Consider the following 20,048-nt stretch of genomic DNA (forward strand, 5'->3'; position numbering starts at 1 on the left):
CGGTCTCTGCCTGTCACTGCGGTGATTATTCAAAGAAGCATTCCTTAGTGGAGCACAAATCAACAGCCCAATTTTCACGGCTATATAATTAAAGCTTTATACCCTTTCTAAAATCATGGCAATGCCTTGGCCACCGCCAATACATAGGGAGGCTAATCCATACTTAACATTTCGTTTTTTCATTTCAAGGGCTAATGAATATGTAATTCTTGTACCGCTAGCACCAAGAGGATGCCCCAAAGCAATCGCTCCGCCATTGACATTCACTTTTTCCCTATCTACCCCTAACTCTTTGATGACGGCTAGAGATTGTGCAGCAAATGCCTCGTTAAACTCAAACAAGTCAATATCACCTAAGGATAATCCAGCATTCTTTAGTGCTTTTATACTTGCTGGAACAGGTCCAATCCCCATGATTTTCGGATCAACCCCTGCTACTCCCCAAGAAACAATTTTAGCTAATGGTTTTAAATCATGTTCTAGGACATAATCTTCTGAAGCTAATAAAACGGCTGCTGCACCATCGTTTATACCACTTGCATTTCCTGGTGTGACCGTTCCGTCCTTTTTAAAAGCTGGCTTTAGCTTGGATAAGCCCTCAACAGTCACAGCGTCTCTAATATATTCATCGACCTCAATGAATAATTCTTTTCCTTTTCTATCTTTCCTCACAATAGGGACGATTTCTTCTGCAAAACGTCCGTTATCTCTAGCTTTGATTGCCTTTACCTGCGAATAAACAGAAAATTCATCTTGTTCTTTTCGAGATATCTCATATTTTACCGCGAGATTCTCTGCCGTCATTCCCATTCCGCAGCCACCATATTGATCAATGAGTGATTCCCACAGCATATCCACTACCACAGGTGCTTTATTTGGTGAACCAAAGCGGGTACCCTTTAACATTTGAGGTGCTAAACTCATATTTTCAGTTCCACCAGCAGCGATCACTCTTGCCTCTCCTAATGCAATGGACTGTGCACCCGATACGATGGACTGGAGTCCTGAACCGCATAATCGATTTAAGGTTAGTGCAGCTGATGACTCTAGCATTCCGCTTTTTAAACCAATATGTCTTGCCAAGTATGCTGAAGCCTCTCCCGTTTGGATAACATTGCCGAACACAATTTCATCAATATCTGAAGCTGGAATTCCACTTCTTTTAATGGCTTCCTTTGTTGCTGCCACACCTAAATCAATGTCGCTGACATCCATTAATGAACCGCCAAACGAACCAAATGCAGTTCTTGCCCCATCTACTATATATGTTGCCATTTATTCTCCCCCTACCATTTACTGTTTGATATGTGAATGACTCTGAAAATATTAATCTCTAGGTATTGATTCCTAACTTGTTATCTATTCAGTTTGGGACTGCATGGAATTCAGCAGGTATTGGACCAAAATTCCTGCGATGGTAGAGCATCGGTTCTTTTTCATGAACCGTTATATTAGTGACTTCTCCAATTAAAATAGTGTGATCCCCTGCTTCGACTTCCTTATACTTTTTACACTCTAAAACTGCAAATGTATCTTCGAGAATTGGCATATTTTGTGATGAAAGGCCCCACTTGCAGTTGCCAAAGCGATCCGTATTTCTGCTGGCAAATAGTTGACAAAGCTTTTGTTGGTCACCAGCGAGCACATGGACGACAAATCTGTCCGCCATTTTAAAAGTATTCAAGGAAGAAACATGATGATCTATCGACCATAAGATAAGCAGCGGATCAAGGGAAACGGATGCAAAAGAATTTACTGTAAGTCCGACGGGATTACCATTTTCATCGCATGTCGTAACAATCGTTACTCCAGTCGGATAATTTCCCATAACTTCTTTAAAAAGGTTTTGCTGATTTTGTTTCTCCATCTTTTTCACTCCTTCTATACTATCTATCAGATTTTCTCATCCTTACTTATCAGAACAATTTGGAAAGAATAATTAACAAGGATCTGATTTCTACCCTTTCTAGGATATTAGTCAGATCCCAATTCATGGTATTGGAAAAACTAATTTCTATTAAAACTCTAATTACATTTCGTTTTCATTTAGTCTAAAAAACAATTAAATTAGAACCGTATTAGGCTCCTGACCACAAAGAATTCGCCCATATAACTCAAGGTTTGTAGTAGGAACAATAACTCCGTGATTTGTAGCACCGCGTGCGTCACGTATAATTTGTGATAGAAGGTTATTTTCCGCAATCAACCCTCCGCCACTTTCAGATGCTAGAATATCGATGGCTTCCCAGCATAATCTAACCGCATAGCCGGAATCCATTCGAACACGGGCTCTATTATGAAAATCCATATATTCACCACTAGCAGCACATTTATCAATATCATCAGCAGCACGGTAAACATGCAGAAGTGCGGAGTCAATTTTCATTGCAGCTTCGGCTACTTTTAGATGGGTAACGGTCGCTTCAGCCTGCGAGTTGTGCCATGTGTATTGAATTTTCCGATTGGGTAGTTTCTCCAAAAAGATTTCCAATGCAGCGCGAGCCATGCCTAGCGGAGGCGATAAAAGCACAAGTGCTAAGACAGGTACCAAAGCTGAGTGATAAAGTGTTTCTTCCTCGGAATAACCTGATTGATACTCCCCATTAATTGCCTTTGAAAGCGAAATTACCCTTCGTTCAGGAACAAAGATATCCTTAACAGTAAGACTATTGCTTCCGGAGCCACGCAGACCCGTAGTGTACCAATCGTCTTGAATCTCGACATCCTTCATTGGAAGGACCGCTAGACCATTGTCAATGATTTGCCCACTTTCATCAACGATTGGAATACCTAAAGCAGCCCAATTTGCATGTAGTGAGCCAGATCCAAATCCCCAAAATCCATTCTCAATTACATAGCCGCCCTCAACACGACGAACCTCGCATTTTCTTGGTTCAAGTACCCCACATGTACGTGCATTAGCTTCTCCAAAGACCTCCTGTTGCACATCCTTGGGAAAAAGAGTAGCCACAAGCCAGTTACAAACGTTCGTTAAAGTCGTAACCCAGCCAGCAGAACCATTTCCGCGTGCTATTTCAGAATTAACATCAATAAATGTACGAATGTTTACTTGATGACCGCCAAAGCTTTTAGGAATAGTCAAATTGAACAATCCCGCCTCATTTAAAGCTTCAATTGTCCCTTCAGGAATTCTACGAATATCATCAATTTCCTTTCCTTGTGCACGTAATTGGGGAACAAACTCTGCAGCGCGTTTTACGAGTTCCTCGGCCACATTGGTTCGGTCTTTTACAATATTTTCATTGATCACTATACTCAATTCCCTTCAGAATAAATTAATATTGATAAAAATAACCACATTCTTAAAAAGAATAATACTGACATTAATCTTGGGAACTGTTACTTTAGCTGGTGCTTAAGTTGTAGTCATTCATCTTGCTCTCTTAAACCTTGGCCAAATCCACTTCAAATTCCGTTCCCCAAGCACTTAGTGATTCCCAAACTTTTGGTTTTAGCGGCAGCTCCTCATGCCAAGGACGTGGTTCAAAAATGCCGAGTTCTGGAATAAATATATCCATGTCTGTATACAATTCCACTACATTTTGTTCAGGGTCATAATGGTAGGTTGCAATATTATGGCCTGCCGTATGACGTGATGGCCCCCAAAGAATTGGGTAACCTTGTTTCGCCAATAAATCAGAACTTGCATACTGATGACTGGCATCTTTTAATTGGAAAGCAATATGGTGTAGCCGCGTCTCATCTGATGCCACAATATTTAGGACATGGTGCTCGGTATTACAAGTTAAGAAATTTGCAAAGCTCTCACCGATTTTATCTGTAAACGAAAAGCCTAATGCATCCCTGTAAAAATGGATGGTTTCATTATAATTATTCGCATAAAACGCAACATGTCCTAATTTATGAGGAACAACCCCTGAAGTGCCAAAGCCAACAGTTGTTTGTTCCATCTCTATAAATAATTCAATCGTGTTTCCTGCCGGATCCTGTAACTCTATCAATCGTGAAATACCAGGTTTAACATCAACCTTAATAGTAGAGTTAATTCCTAGTACGTGTAGCTGCTCCTGTACTTCTTCTAAGCTAAGATTGCCATCTAATTGGTATCCATAGCGGCGAATCCCTTTTTTATCAGAAGGAGTAATTACGATATTATGGTGGTCAAGAGCGTTGCTTAAATAAGTAACGCCATCCACTTCTTCTGAAATACGAAAACCCATTGTATTTGTATAATATTCCACCATGCTATCCGCATTTTTTGAATTAAAATCAACATACGCTAATCTAAAAACTTTTACCTTTGACATATCCCATTCCTCCATGTGATTTAATAATAGATAAGAAAATCCTTTGTTAAATGTAATTTAAGAGAATATGATATAATTCAAATTAAGACTTTCAGAGTCTGATAACGTCTTACCCGTTTTTCTTTTGCCCCCAAGCAAATGAAAAACGAACCACAATGGATGCCGGTCCATTGTTCTCTAGCCAGCAGCTGTATTAAAAACAAGATTTATTTGTGTTTATGCAGTTGCTGGAATCATGAATCTACTAAATTGTTTGGATAAATTTTCAACTAGTATTGGTAATTCAGCTAAACTCTCTGTACCACCAAATAGATAGAAATCTGGGCGAACCACAACCGCTTCAAGACCAGTATCTTTAAAATATTGTTTGTATTTTCCATCGACATCCACAGCTTTATCAGATATTGCCACTTTGTCTTCTGATGATTCTGAGATTTCAATAAATTTAACACCGATGTCCTCTAAAAACGAAATCTGTTCTTCACTTAATACCTTCTTAGGATCATTCACAGGACTTATTATCGTCCATCCATTTCCTACAACATCATCAAATAAACCTGTTTTCCCTCTATACTTTACCTGACCTTGGAATGAAAGTTTCCCCGTGTATTTTTTATTTTTCCCGTCAGCTGATTAGTAGAGAATACCTTCTGTTAGAAATGGGAATTCCGGAAATTCAGGAACACCACTTGTAAAAAATGCCTCATCTCTTTTTCTAGCTTCAACCGAATCTATTACGCAAATGACATTTCCTAAAAACAAGGCTGCTTCAACGACCTCACGATTATGAGGTTTACGCTCTTCTGTATAACTCTCTAAAATAGACTCTGCAGCTTTTCCACATAGAATAAGGTCTAGCTTCCAAGCTAAATTCATAGAATCACGAAGACCAGAACACATACCTTGACCCATGAACGGCGGAGTTAAATGAGCTGCATCACCTGCTAATAGGAGCCGTCCTTTTTGCCATTCATTCGCCCATAATGCCTTAAATGTATAAACTGCATGCCGTTCTAATACAGCGTTACTAGGAGTTATATTCCAAGGTTCAAGCAAGCGCCATGCTACATCTACATTGTTAAGGTCTTCTTTTGTCTCGCCAGGAAGAGCCATGAATTCCCATCGTCTTTTCCCTGGGCCACCTGAAACAACGGTTGTAGGGCGGGCTGGATCACATAGCTGCAAATTCATAGGGTTCCATTCTCTATCCTCATTCGTAACGATATCAATAACAAGCCAATCTGCTGCAAATCCAAGGTCCGTAATTGTAGTATCCATTTTTTTACGAACAAAACTGTTTGCACCGTCACAACCAACAACATACTTTGCATGAATGGTACGAGCTTCCCCCTGCAGGTCTTTTACCATAAGCTCTACATGATCCTCAAATTCCTTTAACTCAATTGCTTTATTACCCATTTGTACATTTACGCTTGGCAGTTTACGGCAAGCAGCATCCATCACTTTTTCAAGCTCTGGCTGATTGAAAAATAAATGTCCTGGCCATCCTGAAATGCCATCTTGAGAGAAATCGAGGGCCAATAGTAATTGCTGTTCAGCATTTCGCCATTCATATAAATCAGGGACTGGTTGTAAGATTCTTTCAAGTTCACTATTTGGAAGAATTGATTGGAGCATTCTCGCAACCTCATCATCCAAATGAACGGCACGGGGAAGTGGATAGGCTTCAGAAAATCTTTCATATACCCCAACCTTCCATCCTTTTTGGCCAAGTAATGCAGCTAAAAGCTTTGATACAGGTCCATAACCAACAATTGCTACATCAACCATTTCTAGTTTCATTCTCCACACCCCTATACAAAGATTCTCAAATTTAATCAAAATCTCCATTTTGTAAACGCATACATTCGTATCAACTATTAAACTGATTTATTTCATCTACATGGACGTTAAATTTATTTATGTAAGAACTAGAGGTTGCTGGGATATTTAATCCCAGCATTTTTGAAAAAATACAATTTTAAGAAATTGCTACTTTACTAGAAACAACTTTATTTACTTGTTCACCAAGATCAATTTTCCCATCTTTACTCTTTATTTGACAACGAATAACATCCCCATCATTCAGATATTTACCGTTATTGATTTGACTTTCAACAAGCAAATCTACTTTCTCAGCGTAAGGGACCAGATGGCTTGATAGTTGTCCTAGTATCTCTGGAGTAAGACTGAGTGCTACTCCGCCAGTTGTACCGGTAATAACCAAATCACCTTTTGAAAGATTCATAATTTCTGAAAGCTCTGTTAAGGTTTCAGCAGGTTTGTATAATAATTGATTCGTATTTGCTGATTGACGTAATTCTTCATTTACCCATAAATTTAATTCTAGATCATGTATGAGTGGAACCTCTTCTTTATCAAGTAAGTACAAAAACGGTCCTGTAGGTCCAAAAGTACGGTAGCTCTTCCCTTTTAACCATTGCCCCTCAGAGAGTTGTACATCTCTTGCAGAAACATCATCCATAATTACAAGCCCTGCAATATATTGGTGAAGATTTTCATCAGTGACTTCAACGGATGAAGAGATCTCCGTACCAATGACTAGCCCCAGCTCAATTTCATAGTCTAACAACTTAACATGAGACGGACGAATAATCTCTGTATAGGGACCACAAAGTGTGCTATCTGCTTTACTAAAAAACATATTATATGGCGGCCGAGCTGCTTCCATACCAGATTCAGCACGATGAGAGGAGTAATTGGCACCCTGACAGACAATTCTTGCTGGTTTAGTCACAGGGCTTAAGATGGTCACTTCATTTAATGAAAGAGATTCACCTTGTCCTTGTTCTATTAATTTTCTAGCTTCTTCGACACCCTTTTCTAAAAAATGAGCTAAAGAAGTATACGTATCCCTTAATACGGAAATACGGTTATTTGATACAACTCCCCACTGTTCTTTCTTTTCCTTTTCAAATCTTACTACTTGGATTCCCACATTTAACTCCCCCTATTTTTTGGTTTTTGAAGTTCAGTGAAACTAAGAATATAATTTTTCCAATATCCTTTTAACCCGCAGGATTAATTCGATCATTTTATCATGTGCCAATTTTTCATCACGCACCATGATTGCTTCATATATAGAACGGTGTCTTTCTAATACTTCGTTTGTCGGAGTATCAAATGGAGATTCTGGATAATCCTTAGCTGCGCTTACCGTTTTTTCCCGGCTAATGACGAGCGCTTTCCGGAGAGTTCTAACCGTATTGATAATTAAGTCGTTGTAAGAAGCACATAAGATTCTTTCATGAAAATCATAATCGGCAATGGCCCATGCCTTCTCATCTCCGATTGATTGCTCGAGTCGATTGAAGGCATCCTTAATGCTTGCCAAATCCTGTTCGGTTGCTCTTTCTGCCGCTAAAGCTGCTGCCATTGGTTCTAGCCCCATTCTAACTTCTGTTAAATGCAGGAGAAAATCACGATTATTCTCATCTTCAAGCACCCAGTTAATGAGTTCTAAATTCCACCATTGCCACTCTGAGCGTGGAAGAACAATTGTACCAGCCCTTTGATTCGATCTCACAAGCCCCAAAGTAGATAACGTTTTAAAGGATTCACGGACTACCGTTCGACTAACATTATATATTTCACCTAAATCCTCTACTTTTGGGAGAATTTCTCCTTGTTTTAACTCACCGGTAACTATTTTACGTCCAAGTTCGCTAACTAATTGTTCACTTCTATTTTTCATAAAGCGGTAACACTCCTATCCTTACTATGTTTTAACCTTACCACAACAACAATGGTATTCCGACTTTTTGGGATAGAAGGTAAAAAACAGGATTCCACTCAATATTGAAAGCGTATCCATTTTATATTGAAAGTCTATAACACCCCCTTGTGATTAAGATAGCTAACAAGTATCTCTCGATGTAATAAATATTATTTATCTGATTATTATAATAAATAATATTTATTATTTCGTCAACCTACTTATGAAATTTTCTAATAACTTTTTATGTATATTTTTTACTGCTATAAATAGCCATCCTAGTATGTTCTATTTTGTAAATAGAACGAGAGCATATCCATTCATGTGGATACGCTCTCGTTTTTTGTGGTCAACAAAATGCTTTTTTGGTATGGATTTGTAGAAACTGTATGGTTTTTTGTAGAAGCTGTACGCATTTTTGTAGAAACTGTACACTTTATTGTATAAACTGTACGGATTTTTGTACAAGCTGTACGCTTTATTGTATAAACTGTACGGTTTTACCGAAAAAGCTGTACACTTCACACGAATTTTCAACTTTTTCTAAATGATTTCCCATTTCTTATGATTAGCTACCTCTAAAAGCCGCGGTTCTGGGTTCACAGCAACAGGATTTCCTACTAATTCAAGAACGTTTAAGTCCGTGTAACTATCGCCATATGCAAAGCTATTTTTCCAATCTACTTCTCTATGGGACAGATGGGCATTGATGAAATCACTCTTTCGTTCCCCGTATATGTATTTTATAGAAGCGTTCTTAGATAATTTCTCATCATTATAAGGAATGCTGCTTCCAATGATACAATCAAAATTTACATTTTTTGTAACGGAGTGCAGGAGCGGCTCATAAGCACCGGACACAAGCATAGTATAATAGCCTTCCCTTCTATGTTGTTCAAGTCTATGTAACACCGGCTCACTTAGGTTTTGACTCATGCTCTCGCCAATTTGTGAAAAAAACTGGTCAATCTCTGATTTTGGAGAAGTTCCAAAAGCAGCTATATACGACCACATTGAATATTCTTTCATTTTTTGTTCGGGGTAAAGCTTACATTTGTATGCAAGATATACCGGTAAAATTCTAAGGAAGAAATTCCGATACTTCTGGAAATGCAGAGGGTGATTCTTCAAATGCCCCATCAAAAGTGGAAAAGTCTCATTAGGAAATAAAGTTCCATCAAAATCAAATATTGCAACCTTCATATCATCAGCAGCCCTTCATTTTATTACAACTCAGAATAACATGTCTCACTTTATATAACACATAAAATACAGCATTTCCACAAAAAAAACACACAGCCATCATGTGAATGCTGTGTGGTGAAAATATAAATTTCTCTATTTTAGAGTTTATTTTCCCTTATTTGTAAAATCCCCATTGGTATATATGTGATGATAAATACGATGAGTCCAACTATTTCAAGGTTTACATAATACATGATTCCACTACCGAAAAATGATAATAAGGTCTCTGTTTCTGAAGGGCTCGCTAGGAAGAAAAAGTTTGTGTCTAACAATATATTCAGGAAGAATACTGGGACAGCTATGATATTCAAGGTAATAAAGCCCGTTAAAATAGCTTTGAGAGGAACTCTGTACCGTTCGAAGAGGATAAAGTACAAAACCGCTAAGGGAATCGCTGAATGATGCAGGAAATATTTTAAGAATCGAAAATGAGGAAATTGGTAGACGATATCAGGAGTGACCATACTTAAAATGGCAGGAAGAACTCCGATAAAAAATAACAGATTAAACACTTTTTGATTGGGTTTCAAAAATAAAAACAGGGATAAAAACGTACTGAGGGAACAAAGTTGTAATGGGAGATCCGCCACTTCCCATTGGTTCGTTAGGATTAACCACAGATGGAAAGAAACTTCACAAAGGACTAATGTAGTAAATAATGTCCATTTTATGATATTTTGGTATGATTTAAGATTTTTCCTGAAATACACGAAAAGGAAACAGGTTAGAAAAAAGAGAATTAACGTCATAATATGGGGCATTGAAAAGAATGTGAAAGTCTGCATTCCGGTGACAGAAAACATGATAACAACACCTCTTTTCTGAAGAATTCAAGGGTAATATGAATATATGACTACCACAGTCCGTACTAGACGTTGTTTAACTATGATTTATATAATTAAAAGCCCCAAACTCTATTAAAAGAGTTTGGAGCTCTAAACTTAATTCGCAACTGTATTTTTGCTTATGTTATTCGTTTGATGAATGATAAGCGCTGCAATCCCTTGAATGATTGTTTTAACAATGACTTGACCTAAGATTGCAGATGGAACGGCTTCCCAAGGAAGGAAGTTAGCACCTAACGGGCTCAGACCAAGAACCACGAAAATGGCTGAGTCCAAGATCCCTCCGACAATTCCGCTGTAAAGTACACGTAAACTCATTGGTAACTTTAGTCTTGAATAAATTTCTGTATCCGTTGTTTCTGCTATCGCGAAAGTAACTGCAGATGCTAAAACGATGATTAAAGTATCACCGAGAATAGATGAAACAACCGCGGATAAAAACAGTGCTAATCCTATATACATGTACGTCTTCTTTCTGCCGTACTTGTTTTGCACCAGGTCACGGAAGATAAATGTTGCACCGATTAAAAATGTTCCCATTGGGACAATAAAGATTCCCATTATTAATGGTGTGAATGCTGCTGTTACGACGTTTGCAGCAATGATTGAAACTAAATACAATAGTATTCTCACAAAACTACTCTCCCTTTATTCTCTATGATTAACAACAAAAAAACAGCACCTCTAAGAGAAATGCTGCTTCGTCTTAGTTTTTTAACGAGGGGTGCTACAACCTCGACCACAGTACGCGGATTTTTATTTAGGATTCACCTATTTTACACTTATCTAATTAATATGTCGATAACTTTGTAAAAAGATAGCCATATAGTCTTTTACATTTTACAAATGGACCGGTCCAATTAAGCAAAGCCTTAAATTAAGCTATTATTTTACTTATCTATTGGAGTTAGAGATTTTCATAATTGGTGGAATCTGCTGTTTTCTCTCCGTTCCAATCCAAACTAAACCAAGAATAATCACAAGTCCACCAACTATTTGTGTAATCCAAATTGATTCATTAAAGAATAACGCACCCGCCACTGCTGCCGCAGCGGGAACAAAATAACGGAAGAAATTTGCTTTGGCTGCGCCTACATGTTTCATACATATATTCCATATAACAAAGGCAGCAACTGTGCAAAGTAACACATTGTAAGCAACGGCTCCCCATGTGATGATAGAAAGGTTATCCGTTTGGATTCCACTCCATTTATTAACGGTAAACGGAAATAAAAATAGTGAACCAAATAAAACGTACCACGCGGTTACACGAAGAGGTGAGTATTTCTTCATCAGCGGCATACACGCCAAATTAAATAGTGCACCGATTAAGCTGATAGCTAAAGCAATGTAGTTTCCTATCATATACTGAGAACTGAGATCAAACCCATCTTTTCCCCCTAGGATGATCAGCGTAACTCCCACTAACGCAATAAAGCCGCCAATTGCCACTCTGATGCTTATTCTTTCTCGAGTAAATAACGGTGCAAAAAGAGCAGCAAAGATTGGCCATGGTGCAACATTTAATAAAGAAGCATTAGCAAGGGTTGTATATTTGATAGAGTACATAACCATAATTTCTAACGCGGTGACACCAATCAATCCAATAATAGCGAGTTTTAGCAAATCACGTCCCTCCACTTTTACACTGCCTTCTGTCCACTTTAAAATAAGAAATAAGACAGGCAGGGCTAGACCAAATCGAAGAAATACAAACACCTCAGCTGGAAACACATCCATTGCCCATCGTGAAATCCCAAAATTGATTCCCCAAACAACGGATACGAAGATTAATCCTAAATAATAAAACGTATTTGATGTCATGTTTTCGCCTTCCATTCACCCTAAAAATAAAACACATGCAATAATTATCTCAAATAAGCCTTACCATGCACTAGTAATATTTTTAGTAACTGCCAGAAAAATATAAGAATAATTTCAAAGAGTCACTGTTATTGTAAATGAAGGATTAAAAGCCGACTTACCTTCCAGTAATGCGGAAGGTAAGTCGGCTTTTTTCAAATCCTAATGTTTCTGCGTAAACTAATACTTATAATGCCGTAATCGCATCCAACGCTATTTTCATTTCTGCTTCCACCGCGTTGGAAACCAAGTCATTGTGTGGATTATATTCGTCTCGCAGCTCTGCATCCGCATAGCCATCAATGGCCATAATCGCTCCAGCTTTTATCCCTTTCAAAGCGGCAATAACAAATAAAGCGGAGTTTTCCATGTCTACTGCCAGAACTCCAGCTTTTTTATAAAGCTGATGTGGAAATTCAAGAACTCCAGAATAAAAGGCATCAAGTGTAAGGGTAATCCCCTCATTTACAGGAACGTCTCCCCCAGTTAAAACTGCCGCATTCATTAATGCCTCAACAATATTTCGGTCTGCCACTGCTGGAAATCCAGGAGGGACAATTTGTTTCGTTAACCCATCACAACTTACAGCAGCGGTACTGATCACTAGGCTTCCAGGTGTAACATCTTTTTGATAAGAACCAGCTGTTCCTACTCGAATGATGAACTGTACACCACCCATAATAAGTTCTTCAAAACATACCGCTGCCCCAGGTGCTCCAACACCATGGCTGACTACGGCTAGCTGACTCCCCTTCCAGCTTCCGCTGTAAGTGTGATACTCACGATTTTGAGCGAGTAAAACAGGATTATCCAATAAATCGGCAATAATCTTGGCACGACCTGGATCCCCACATACAAGAACACGTTCTGGCAGGATATCTGATGTTAATTTTAAATTTGGCAATTGTTTAGTCAAAGTCTTTTCGCTCCCATTCATCCTCTGGTATTGGCAGGTCTTCCCCTGAGAATCTTTCTTCTTTAAACGGATCACCATTGATATGGAAGCCGTTTTGCTCCCAGAACCCTGGCTGATTTTGGTCAATAAACTCAATTCCTCGGATCCATTTTACACTTTTCCAAAAATAAAGGTGTGGTACGACGAGCCTAAGCGGCCAGCCATGCTTTTCCGTTAGAGGCTCTCCTTCAAAAGAGTGGGCCAAGATAACATCCTCTTTGAGCAGATCCTCCAAAGCAATATTGGCTGTATAATCATGGTCTGCATGCAACATAACAAACTTACTTTTAGGATTCACACCAATCTCCTTTAGGAAATCACTGAATTTGACACCGGTAAAGCTATTATCAAAACGAGACCAGCGCGTGACACAGTGGATATCCACGTTGATGGTCGTCTGAGGCATTTTTTTGATTTGATCATAAGAGAGTACGACCGCGTTGTCGACTTCACCGAACACCTTTAAATTCCATTTTTCCAAATCATACACAGGCACGTCTCCTTCATGAAGAATCGGGAAACGTTCTGTTAATGCCTGGCCAGGCGGAAGTCGATTAGCCAGCTTGGGATCAACTGCCGGAACTCTCGTCTTTTTAATTCTTTCTGCTTTATTCATGATTTCATTCCCCCTTCTTACCTAGAGCTTTGCTGCCCAGATAGCTGTGAATCTGCCCCGCGGTCCTTTAGGAAGAACATCGCAATGATTGTAATAATATAAGGCAGCATTGCTGTAAATTGAGTTGGCATTGAAAAGCCCTGAAGTCTGATACTTAACGCATCCATCAGCCCGAATAACAAGCTTGACCCTACGATTCCGATTGGGTGAGACTGACCTAACATCATCGCCACAAGAGCAATAAAGCCCCTTCCAGCCGTCATTCCCTCTGTAAACATCGTAACTTGACCCAGAGAGAGCTGGGCACCTGCCAAACCGCAAAGTATTCCACACGCCACAATTGCGCCATATTGCAGAAGTGTAACCTTTAAGCCAAGGCTTCTCGCAGCTGCTTCATTTTTCCCAACCGCGAGAACGCGAAAGCCTGTAACCGTACGGTAAAAGAAAATGTACAACACTATTGCTGCTAGAAAGGCGATATATACGAGTGGTGAATGTCCCGAAAGAAGGTTCCCAACAACCGGAATGCCTTCAATCACCGGGATGTCCAGCTTCGGAAGTCCTTCCATGTTTTTATCATAAAAGGCACCTTTTACATTAAAAATGGCTCGGAGTCCAAACGTGGTCAAACCGAGAACTAAAAAGTTGATAGCAATACCTGCTACGATTGGGTTTGCTTTAAATCGAATGGCTGCCAAACCGAATAGCAGTGAAACAAGTACAGAACCCAGTGCACCTACTAAAACAGCGACAAGCACATTCCCGCTAAAGTAATTTCCAACGATGGCAGAAAAAGCACCTGCTAATATTAAACCCTCAAGGCCTACATTAAAAATTCCAACACGAGCACATAGGGCTCCTCCTAAAGCTGCCAAAAGAATAGGACTGATCATTCGAATCGCTGAGGTAAAAAAGGAGAGATCAAGCAGCTCCATGGATGTCACCCGCTTTCTTCTTTACTTTCCACCAATTCATGGTGATTTTTGCTGTAACAAAAAGAATAAGAACTCCCTGAATCACACTGGCAATTTCCAACGGAACCTCTGTATTACGCTCCATTCCCATTGCGCCGGTTTGAAGTGCGGCAAGCAGAATCCCCGCTACAGCTGTACCAAGGGGATTGGAATTTGCCAAAAGGGCTGCCATTAACCCTGTCCAGGCATAACCTGGAACGGTCAGGGAACCTTCTACATAACGATATTGTGATCCGAGGACTTCAACCGTCCCAGCTAGTCCTGCGATTCCGCCGCTAAAAAACATGCTGAAAAGGAGCACCTTTATTTTATTAATCCCGCCATACTCAGCAAAGAATGGGTTATAGCCCAGCATTCTTACCTCATACCCCGCTGATGTGAATCGCAAAATAATATATAGAGTAATCGCCAAAACAATCGCAATAACAAATCCCATATGAACACTCATACCTTGGAATAACTTAGGCAGCCATGCCACCTGATCAATCATGTGAGTCTGTGCTAATGCAGCCGATCCACTTTTGTCTTGAAACGGCCTAGAAACTAAATAACCTGCAAATAATACTGCAACATAGTTTAAGAGTAACGTAGAAATCAATAATTGTACTTTGAATCTAGTTTCCATCCACCCCGCCAGGAGCGACCATAAGCCCCCTGCTAAAAATCCAGCCAGCAATGCCGCCAGTATTTTGATAATTCCTGATCCTGGAACATATAAAGCAGCAAGTGCTGCACTTACCGCACCTAACACCATTTGCCCTTCTGCTCCCATATTGAAGACACCAGCTCGAAAGGCAATCGCCAGCCCTAAACCAATCAATATTATAGGAGTAGCCCGCGCAAGTGTTGCGGTAACAAAGTAAAAGTTTCCGAATGCCCCGTCCCACATGACTTTATAGGTATCCAAAACAGATGCACCTACTAGACTAATAGCAACGGCCCCTGTCAAAAGCCCAATCAACACGGCCATAAGAGGCTGTATCAAGGATTTAAGCAGTTGTTGTAGTTTTCGTTGAAGCTTCATTCTCGTTTCCTCCTGCCATAAGAACACTTAATCTCTCTTCCGTCGCTTCATTTCGATCGAGGATATCGACTATTTTTCCTTCATACATCACAGCAATCCGGTCAGACAAAGTCAGGATTTCTGATAACTCTGACGAAACGAGGAGAATACCATCTCCATTATTTCGTTTCTCGATAATGGCTTTATGGATATATTCCATGGCACCGATATCGACACCACGTGTAGGTTCAGCCGCAATGAGAAAATCTGTTTCAAATCCTAGTTCGCGGGCAACAATTAATTTCTGCAAGTTTCCGCCTGATAGGTTTCCTGATTTTTCATCTAATGAAGGTGTTTTAATTTCGAATCGGTCAATCCATCCTCTAACAAGCTTGCGAAATGCATTAAGTTTAATAAAGGAAGATTGATTGAAATTTCTCTTTCGATAATATCCCATCAACCCTGTCTCTTCTACAGATGCTTCTTTCGCCGCTCCCCATAAGTAACGGTCTTCAGGTATATGAGCGAGACCAGCATTTCTTCTATAAGTCACTGTTTTACCTGAAAAGATTGTATCTCCTAAGCGTACACTGCCACTATCAATTTTTCTCAAGCCTGTAATCGCCTGGATCAGTTCTGACTGCCCATTCCCCGATACTCCGGCAATCCCGACAATTTCTCCACGGTGTATCGTTAAGGAGAGTTGATCCAAAATTGGTTTCGCATTTTTCCCGCCGATCGTAAGATTTTCTACCACAAGAAGCGGATCACCGTCCAATTGGATTCGGTCGGTAAGCTTCTGGAGTTGACGACCAACCATCATGGTGGCTAACTGTTCGACATCAGTATTTGGTGTTAAAACATTTCCTGTAACCTTCCCATTTCTTAACACGGTTATTTGATCTGCTACCCTCATCACTTCAGGCAGCTTATGTGTAATAAGGATAATACTTTTCCCTTGTTCCGCTAAAAATTGAATTGTTTTTAAAAGTTCCTCTACCTCAAGAGGTGTCAAGACTGCTGTTGGTTCATCGAGAATAATAATATCTGCACCCTGATATAACACTTTTAATATTTCAATTCGCTGCTGTTCACCTATCGAGCAATCCCCTGCTTTTTTCAATGGATTGACGTTGATTTTATAATGTTCGCTGAGTTCCTTCACTTTTTCTGCCGCGACACTTCTATTAAAGAAACCATTTCGTTTCGGTTCATGACCAATCACAATGTTTTCTGTTACGGAAAAATCAGAAAATAACATAAAGTGCTGATGGACCATACCGATTCCATTTTCAATCGCATCCAGCGGTCCCGAAAATTTGACGGTTTTACCATTGAGTACTATTTCCCCGCTAGTCGGCTGTTCAAGACCGTAAAGCATCCGCATGAGGGTCGTTTTGCCGGCACCATTTTCTCCGACAATGGCCAAAACCTCTCCTTTTTTCAGATGTATTGAAATCCTGTCATTCGCAAGAAACTCACCGTACTTTTTGCTCATTTCCTTCATTTCTAACACATAGGTCATGGTTTTCCACCCCTTTAAAAATCGAAACCGACTACAATGTGCAGTCGGTTTACTTTTTTCAGATTAATTGCTTAATGGATTTTTGATTTCTCTTTTTCCAGTAACAATTTCTTCGTGAAGTGCTTTTACTTGGTCAATAACTTCTTGTCCAACAAAGGTGTTAAGAGGAGTTTTGCTTTCATGTGTTACATATGTTAAGCCAACACCCTTTTCCTTCAAACCATACTCGACAATACCTGATTTAAAATTGCCATTTGCAAATGCTTTTACCGTTTCATATGCCGCCGCGTCTGTCCCTTTAAGCTGTGACAGAACGACATGCTCTGGATCAACCTCTGTACGGTCAACGTCCTGGCCAGAAGTAAAGAATCCTTGTTCTTTTGCTGCCTCAAAAACACCTAGGTCGCCGACTGCAGCAGCGCCTGCTACGAAATCTGCTCCTTTAGAAGCTTGTAACAGTGCTAATTCCTTCGCTTTTGCTGGATCCGAAAAGCTTCCTGCATAGTTTACAATAAACTCTGCAGCTGGATTGGTTTCCTTTAATCCTTGTTCAAACGCAACTGTCCATTTTTTCATAAGTGGAATATCCATTGCCACTACCATACCAACTTTATCGGTTTTGGTAGAAAGACCTGCTGCAGCTCCTAGTAGGAACGCCGCTTCGTGCTCTCGGAAATTTACACTTTGTACATTTGGAAGGTCTACAACGGTATCAATAATTGCAAATTGACGATCCGGATTTTCTGTTGCTACCTTTTTCAATGCATCCTCTGATTCAAAGGAAGATGTAATGATTAAATCATATCCTTCTGCTACAGCTACGCGAATATTCTCTTCGATAGCAGAATGATCAGTAGATTCGATTGTTTTTAATTCAACGCCAAATTCTTCTGCCGCTTGTTTCGCACCCTCATCCATTTGCTGGAAGAATGGGTTTACACCGATTTTCTCAGGCAGAACAAGAGCAATTTTCTTCTTACCCTCTTTTGATGATGTTTCTTCTTTACCTGTTGATTCCTCTGCTCCACATCCTGCGACGAGCAGGACTAAAGCCACTACGAAAAGTGAAAGTAGTTTTCTCATGATGTTCCCCCTGTAATATATTCGTTTTTATTACTATTTGTCTATTAATTTACTAAAAACATTTAAATATAGCAATACAAATATCGAACATTTTTAAAGTATTTTAATGAATTGTTCGTGTTTTTCTTTTATCACCTAATAAAAATACCCTCTTCCGAAAAAAGGAAGAGGGTTTATGTATTTACTCTTCCTTATTTTTCAGAACTCACTCGTTCTGTAGGATTTGGCACCATACTATTAAAAATAGCGGTTGCCGGGCGTCATCGGGCCAGTCCCTCTGCCTCTCTTAATAAGGTAAACAATATGTAATATCAGGTATTTTTAGATAAACAATATAAACATCTAAGTAATATTAAAAACTTAATTTATTATATTTTAAAAATTTTATAATTACAATACATTTTAAATATTCATTTAATAATGATTTTAAAACTTCTTTAAGTTTTCATCTAAAAAAAGCCGACTCATCCTTCCAATATTCGGAAGGTAAGTAGGCTTTTATAATAATTATAATTAGAACACAGTTCAAACCTTAATTTATTTACCAAGTCCAATTTGTGATAGAGAGTAACATTAAAGTAGCTGCAGCTAATGCAATATTCTTTAGGAATTGATTCATCTCGCCTACTTTTGCATTTTGATCTGTTTCCTTCCAGAAATTATGCATGATAAAAGCTGAAAGAACGAGGAATATTACTAACAAATACAAGCCCCATTCAATCCAATAGGCCGTTAGAATACTCAATCCTCCAGCTAGGAGCATTAACCCGGTTACGGCAACAGAGAGCCCTGGTGCTGGGACCTTCTTATATGATGCATACTGCTTCAAACCTTGAAATTGGATGAAATGATTTAGACCAGAATAAGCAAAATAAAGACCAAATACTGCCCGACCAACCAGCCATAGCCAATCCATTCAGACATCATCCCTTCATTAGGTTAGTTACTTTCTCTATACATATATACGAATATTTATTAGAATATTCCGTCTTATTTAAGATTTTACATTCATTTTATTACCTGATTATTCCACCTATGGGAACACCCTCCTAATGACCACAGTCCCTTTCACATGATATATTCATTATCGTAGTCGAGAAAAACAAACATGAAATGGTGAGTAATCGCGGCTCATGTATACATGAGTTGAGGAAAGTCCAGGCTCGCCCGGTGCTGAGATGCCCGGAGTGTTCGTGCCATCTGCAAAGGTGGGCAGCAGACTCGATTCTGCTGACGGCGGGGAAATTATGCTAAGTCCTTTTTGGATATGCTTTGAGTACCCTGAAAGTGCCACAGTGACGAATTCTTCTGGAAACAGGAGAAATGGAACGGGTAAACCCCACGAGCGAGCAACCCAAACTTTGGTAGGGGCACCATCCTGCGGGAAATGAACCAAACGGATGGATTGGTCTTCGTGACCGATAGTCATATGATTACACCTGTTGTGCGAGATTGGCATCGTTTGAGCACGCAGGAACAGAACCTGGCTTACAGCCATTTCATACGCCGGTTTAATAAAATATTACACATAAGCAAGCGTCTAGCCTATACATACCGTGCTAGACGGGGAGTTGGCGGTGCCCTGTAACCCGCAATCCGCCATAGCGGGGTTGAATTCCTGCCTTAGGTTGAATCATGTAAGGTCTGCCTTGTGAAAATAGTGTTGACAACTGGGTCCTACGCAATGGAAACCTATGAATTTGGTCAGGTCCGGAAGGAAGCAGCCATAAGTAGTCCTATCTATGTGCCGGAGGATCGCCTAGTTTGAGCTAGATTTCACAAGTAACGCTTGGTTGGTCCAATCAATGGCAGGTGCACGGTTTTACATAAGAACCAGAGACCATAGGGACGGTTCTCTTGGTCTAATCTCACTGGAACATAATTAGATTCAAAAAAGTGCCAAGCAGTATCCAA

19 protein-coding genes, 2 other RNA genes and 1 riboswitch are annotated in these 20,048 nt (G+C 39.6%); of the genes, 2 read left to right on the forward strand and 19 right to left on the reverse strand.

The annotated features are described in order from the left end of the window. Positions 1–96: 96 nt before the first annotated feature. The 19 genes from CHI06_RS15280 to CHI06_RS15370 all read right to left on the reverse strand — a co-directional run bounded on the left by CHI06_RS15280 (position 97) and on the right by CHI06_RS15370 (position 19,050). Positions 97–1,275: an acetyl-CoA C-acetyltransferase gene (locus tag CHI06_RS15280; protein ID WP_095249493.1), complete on the reverse strand. Its 1,179-nt coding sequence runs from the start codon at positions 1,273–1,275 to the stop codon at positions 97–99. An 88-nt stretch (positions 1,276–1,363) separates the two neighbouring features. After that, on the reverse strand, positions 1,364–1,867 hold the full coding sequence (locus tag CHI06_RS15285) for a flavin reductase family protein (RefSeq protein WP_095249494.1): 504 nt from the start codon (positions 1,865–1,867) through the stop codon (positions 1,364–1,366). Between the two features lie 195 nt (positions 1,868–2,062). Beyond that, positions 2,063–3,271: an acyl-CoA dehydrogenase family protein gene (locus tag CHI06_RS15290; RefSeq protein ID WP_218833103.1), complete on the reverse strand. Its 1,209-nt coding sequence runs from the start codon at positions 3,269–3,271 to the stop codon at positions 2,063–2,065. 133 nt (positions 3,272–3,404) lie between these two features. Next, positions 3,405–4,289: a VOC family protein gene (locus CHI06_RS15295; RefSeq protein ID WP_179292637.1), complete on the reverse strand. Its 885-nt coding sequence runs from the start codon at positions 4,287–4,289 to the stop codon at positions 3,405–3,407. 216 nt (positions 4,290–4,505) lie between these two features. Next, complete coding sequence (locus CHI06_RS15300; RefSeq protein ID WP_095249496.1) at positions 4,506–4,799, reverse strand: hypothetical protein; 294 nt, start codon at positions 4,797–4,799, stop codon at positions 4,506–4,508. A gap of 123 nt (positions 4,800–4,922) precedes the next feature. Further along, the gene (mhpA, locus tag CHI06_RS15305) at positions 4,923–6,092 is read right to left on the reverse strand and encodes a bifunctional 3-(3-hydroxy-phenyl)propionate/3-hydroxycinnamic acid hydroxylase MhpA (RefSeq protein WP_179292638.1); all 1,170 of its coding nucleotides are present in this window, start codon (positions 6,090–6,092) and stop codon (positions 4,923–4,925) included. 178 nt (positions 6,093–6,270) lie between these two features. Then, entirely contained in the window at positions 6,271–7,248 is a 978-nt protein-coding gene (locus CHI06_RS15310) for a fumarylacetoacetate hydrolase family protein (protein WP_095249498.1), read from the reverse strand. Between the two features lie 42 nt (positions 7,249–7,290). Beyond that, on the reverse strand, positions 7,291–8,004 hold the full coding sequence (locus tag CHI06_RS15315; RefSeq protein WP_095249499.1) for a FadR/GntR family transcriptional regulator: 714 nt from the start codon (positions 8,002–8,004) through the stop codon (positions 7,291–7,293). Positions 8,005–8,568: 564 nt separating this feature from the next. Beyond that, positions 8,569–9,228, reverse strand: a complete 660-nt coding sequence (locus tag CHI06_RS15320; RefSeq protein ID WP_095249500.1) for an HAD family hydrolase — start codon at positions 9,226–9,228, stop codon at positions 8,569–8,571. 140 nt (positions 9,229–9,368) lie between these two features. Continuing rightward, complete coding sequence (locus CHI06_RS15325; RefSeq protein ID WP_095249501.1) at positions 9,369–10,073, reverse strand: YwaF family protein; 705 nt, start codon at positions 10,071–10,073, stop codon at positions 9,369–9,371. Positions 10,074–10,211: 138 nt separating this feature from the next. Next, positions 10,212–10,748 carry a VUT family protein gene (locus tag CHI06_RS15330; RefSeq protein WP_095249502.1) on the reverse strand — a complete coding sequence of 179 codons (537 nt, stop codon included), beginning with the start codon at positions 10,746–10,748 and terminating at the stop codon, positions 10,212–10,214. A gap of 261 nt (positions 10,749–11,009) precedes the next feature. Further along, complete coding sequence (locus tag CHI06_RS15335) at positions 11,010–11,939, reverse strand: DMT family transporter (protein ID WP_095249503.1); 930 nt, start codon at positions 11,937–11,939, stop codon at positions 11,010–11,012. A gap of 226 nt (positions 11,940–12,165) precedes the next feature. After that, positions 12,166–12,915, reverse strand: coding sequence for a nucleoside phosphorylase (locus tag CHI06_RS15340; RefSeq protein WP_095249504.1), 750 nt, complete (start codon positions 12,913–12,915; stop codon positions 12,166–12,168). Continuing rightward, a complete protein-coding gene (locus CHI06_RS15345) occupies positions 12,887–13,549 on the reverse strand; it encodes a sulfite oxidase-like oxidoreductase (RefSeq protein WP_095249505.1) in 663 nt (220 codons plus the stop codon). The genes CHI06_RS15340 and CHI06_RS15345 overlap by 29 nt, the downstream gene beginning before the upstream one ends. Before the next feature lie 17 nt (positions 13,550–13,566). Continuing rightward, entirely contained in the window at positions 13,567–14,484 is a 918-nt protein-coding gene (locus CHI06_RS15350; protein WP_095249506.1) for an ABC transporter permease, read from the reverse strand. Further along, on the reverse strand, positions 14,471–15,547 hold the full coding sequence (locus tag CHI06_RS15355) for an ABC transporter permease (RefSeq protein WP_095249507.1): 1,077 nt from the start codon (positions 15,545–15,547) through the stop codon (positions 14,471–14,473). Before CHI06_RS15355 ends, CHI06_RS15350 begins: the two co-directional genes overlap by 14 nt. Continuing rightward, complete coding sequence (locus tag CHI06_RS15360; protein WP_095249508.1) at positions 15,513–17,051, reverse strand: ABC transporter ATP-binding protein; 1,539 nt, start codon at positions 17,049–17,051, stop codon at positions 15,513–15,515. The genes CHI06_RS15355 and CHI06_RS15360 overlap by 35 nt, the downstream gene beginning before the upstream one ends. A 63-nt stretch (positions 17,052–17,114) precedes the next feature. Beyond that, positions 17,115–18,134, reverse strand: coding sequence for a BMP family protein (locus tag CHI06_RS15365; protein ID WP_095249509.1), 1,020 nt, complete (start codon positions 18,132–18,134; stop codon positions 17,115–17,117). Between the two features lie 188 nt (positions 18,135–18,322). Beyond that, positions 18,323–18,430, reverse strand: a riboswitch (SAM riboswitch). Between the two features lie 245 nt (positions 18,431–18,675). Beyond that, positions 18,676–19,050, reverse strand: coding sequence for a DoxX family protein (locus tag CHI06_RS15370; RefSeq protein WP_095249510.1), 375 nt, complete (start codon positions 19,048–19,050; stop codon positions 18,676–18,678). A gap of 196 nt (positions 19,051–19,246) precedes the next feature. On the opposite strand from CHI06_RS15370, the gene rnpB reads away from it, so the two are divergent. Together rnpB and ffs are read left to right on the forward strand one after the other, a co-directional pair. Further along, positions 19,247–19,630, forward strand: an RNA gene (gene rnpB / locus CHI06_RS15375) — RNase P RNA component class B. A gap of 58 nt (positions 19,631–19,688) precedes the next feature. Then, an RNA gene (ffs, locus tag CHI06_RS15380) (signal recognition particle sRNA large type) lies at positions 19,689–19,954 on the forward strand. The last annotated feature ends 94 nt before the right edge of the window (positions 19,955–20,048 follow it).

Source organism: Bacillus sp. 7884-1 (genome assembly GCF_002272245.1).
Lineage (GTDB): Bacteria > Bacillota > Bacilli > Bacillales > Cytobacillaceae > Neobacillus.

Excerpts from the sequence above, each read along its gene's own strand:
- CHI06_RS15315 (WP_095249499.1), bottom strand. The coding sequence starts at position 8,004 with ATGAAAAATAGAAGTGAACAATTAGTTAGCGAACTTGGACGTAAAATA.
- CHI06_RS15285 (WP_095249494.1), bottom strand. The coding sequence starts at position 1,867 with ATGGAGAAACAAAATCAGCAAAACCTTTTTAAAGAAGTTATGGGAAAT.
- CHI06_RS15280 (WP_095249493.1), bottom strand. The coding sequence starts at position 1,275 with ATGGCAACATATATAGTAGATGGGGCAAGAACTGCATTTGGTTCGTTT.
- CHI06_RS15370 (WP_095249510.1), bottom strand. The coding sequence starts at position 19,050 with ATGGATTGGCTATGGCTGGTTGGTCGGGCAGTATTTGGTCTTTATTTT.
- CHI06_RS15345 (WP_095249505.1), bottom strand. The coding sequence starts at position 13,549 with ATGAATAAAGCAGAAAGAATTAAAAAGACGAGAGTTCCGGCAGTTGAT.
- CHI06_RS15355 (WP_095249507.1), bottom strand. The coding sequence starts at position 15,547 with ATGAAGCTTCAACGAAAACTACAACAACTGCTTAAATCCTTGATACAG.
- CHI06_RS15350 (WP_095249506.1), bottom strand. The coding sequence starts at position 14,484 with ATGGAGCTGCTTGATCTCTCCTTTTTTACCTCAGCGATTCGAATGATC.
- CHI06_RS15295 (WP_179292637.1), bottom strand. The coding sequence starts at position 4,289 with ATGTCAAAGGTAAAAGTTTTTAGATTAGCGTATGTTGATTTTAATTCA.
- CHI06_RS15335 (WP_095249503.1), bottom strand. The coding sequence starts at position 11,939 with ATGACATCAAATACGTTTTATTATTTAGGATTAATCTTCGTATCCGTT.
- CHI06_RS15360 (WP_095249508.1), bottom strand. The coding sequence starts at position 17,051 with ATGACCTATGTGTTAGAAATGAAGGAAATGAGCAAAAAGTACGGTGAG.
- CHI06_RS15340 (WP_095249504.1), bottom strand. The coding sequence starts at position 12,915 with ATGAATGGGAGCGAAAAGACTTTGACTAAACAATTGCCAAATTTAAAA.
- CHI06_RS15320 (WP_095249500.1), bottom strand. The coding sequence starts at position 9,228 with ATGAAGGTTGCAATATTTGATTTTGATGGAACTTTATTTCCTAATGAG.
- CHI06_RS15325 (WP_095249501.1), bottom strand. The coding sequence starts at position 10,073 with ATGTTTTCTGTCACCGGAATGCAGACTTTCACATTCTTTTCAATGCCC.
- mhpA (WP_179292638.1), bottom strand. The coding sequence starts at position 6,092 with ATGAAACTAGAAATGGTTGATGTAGCAATTGTTGGTTATGGACCTGTA.
- CHI06_RS15365 (WP_095249509.1), bottom strand. The coding sequence starts at position 18,134 with ATGAGAAAACTACTTTCACTTTTCGTAGTGGCTTTAGTCCTGCTCGTC.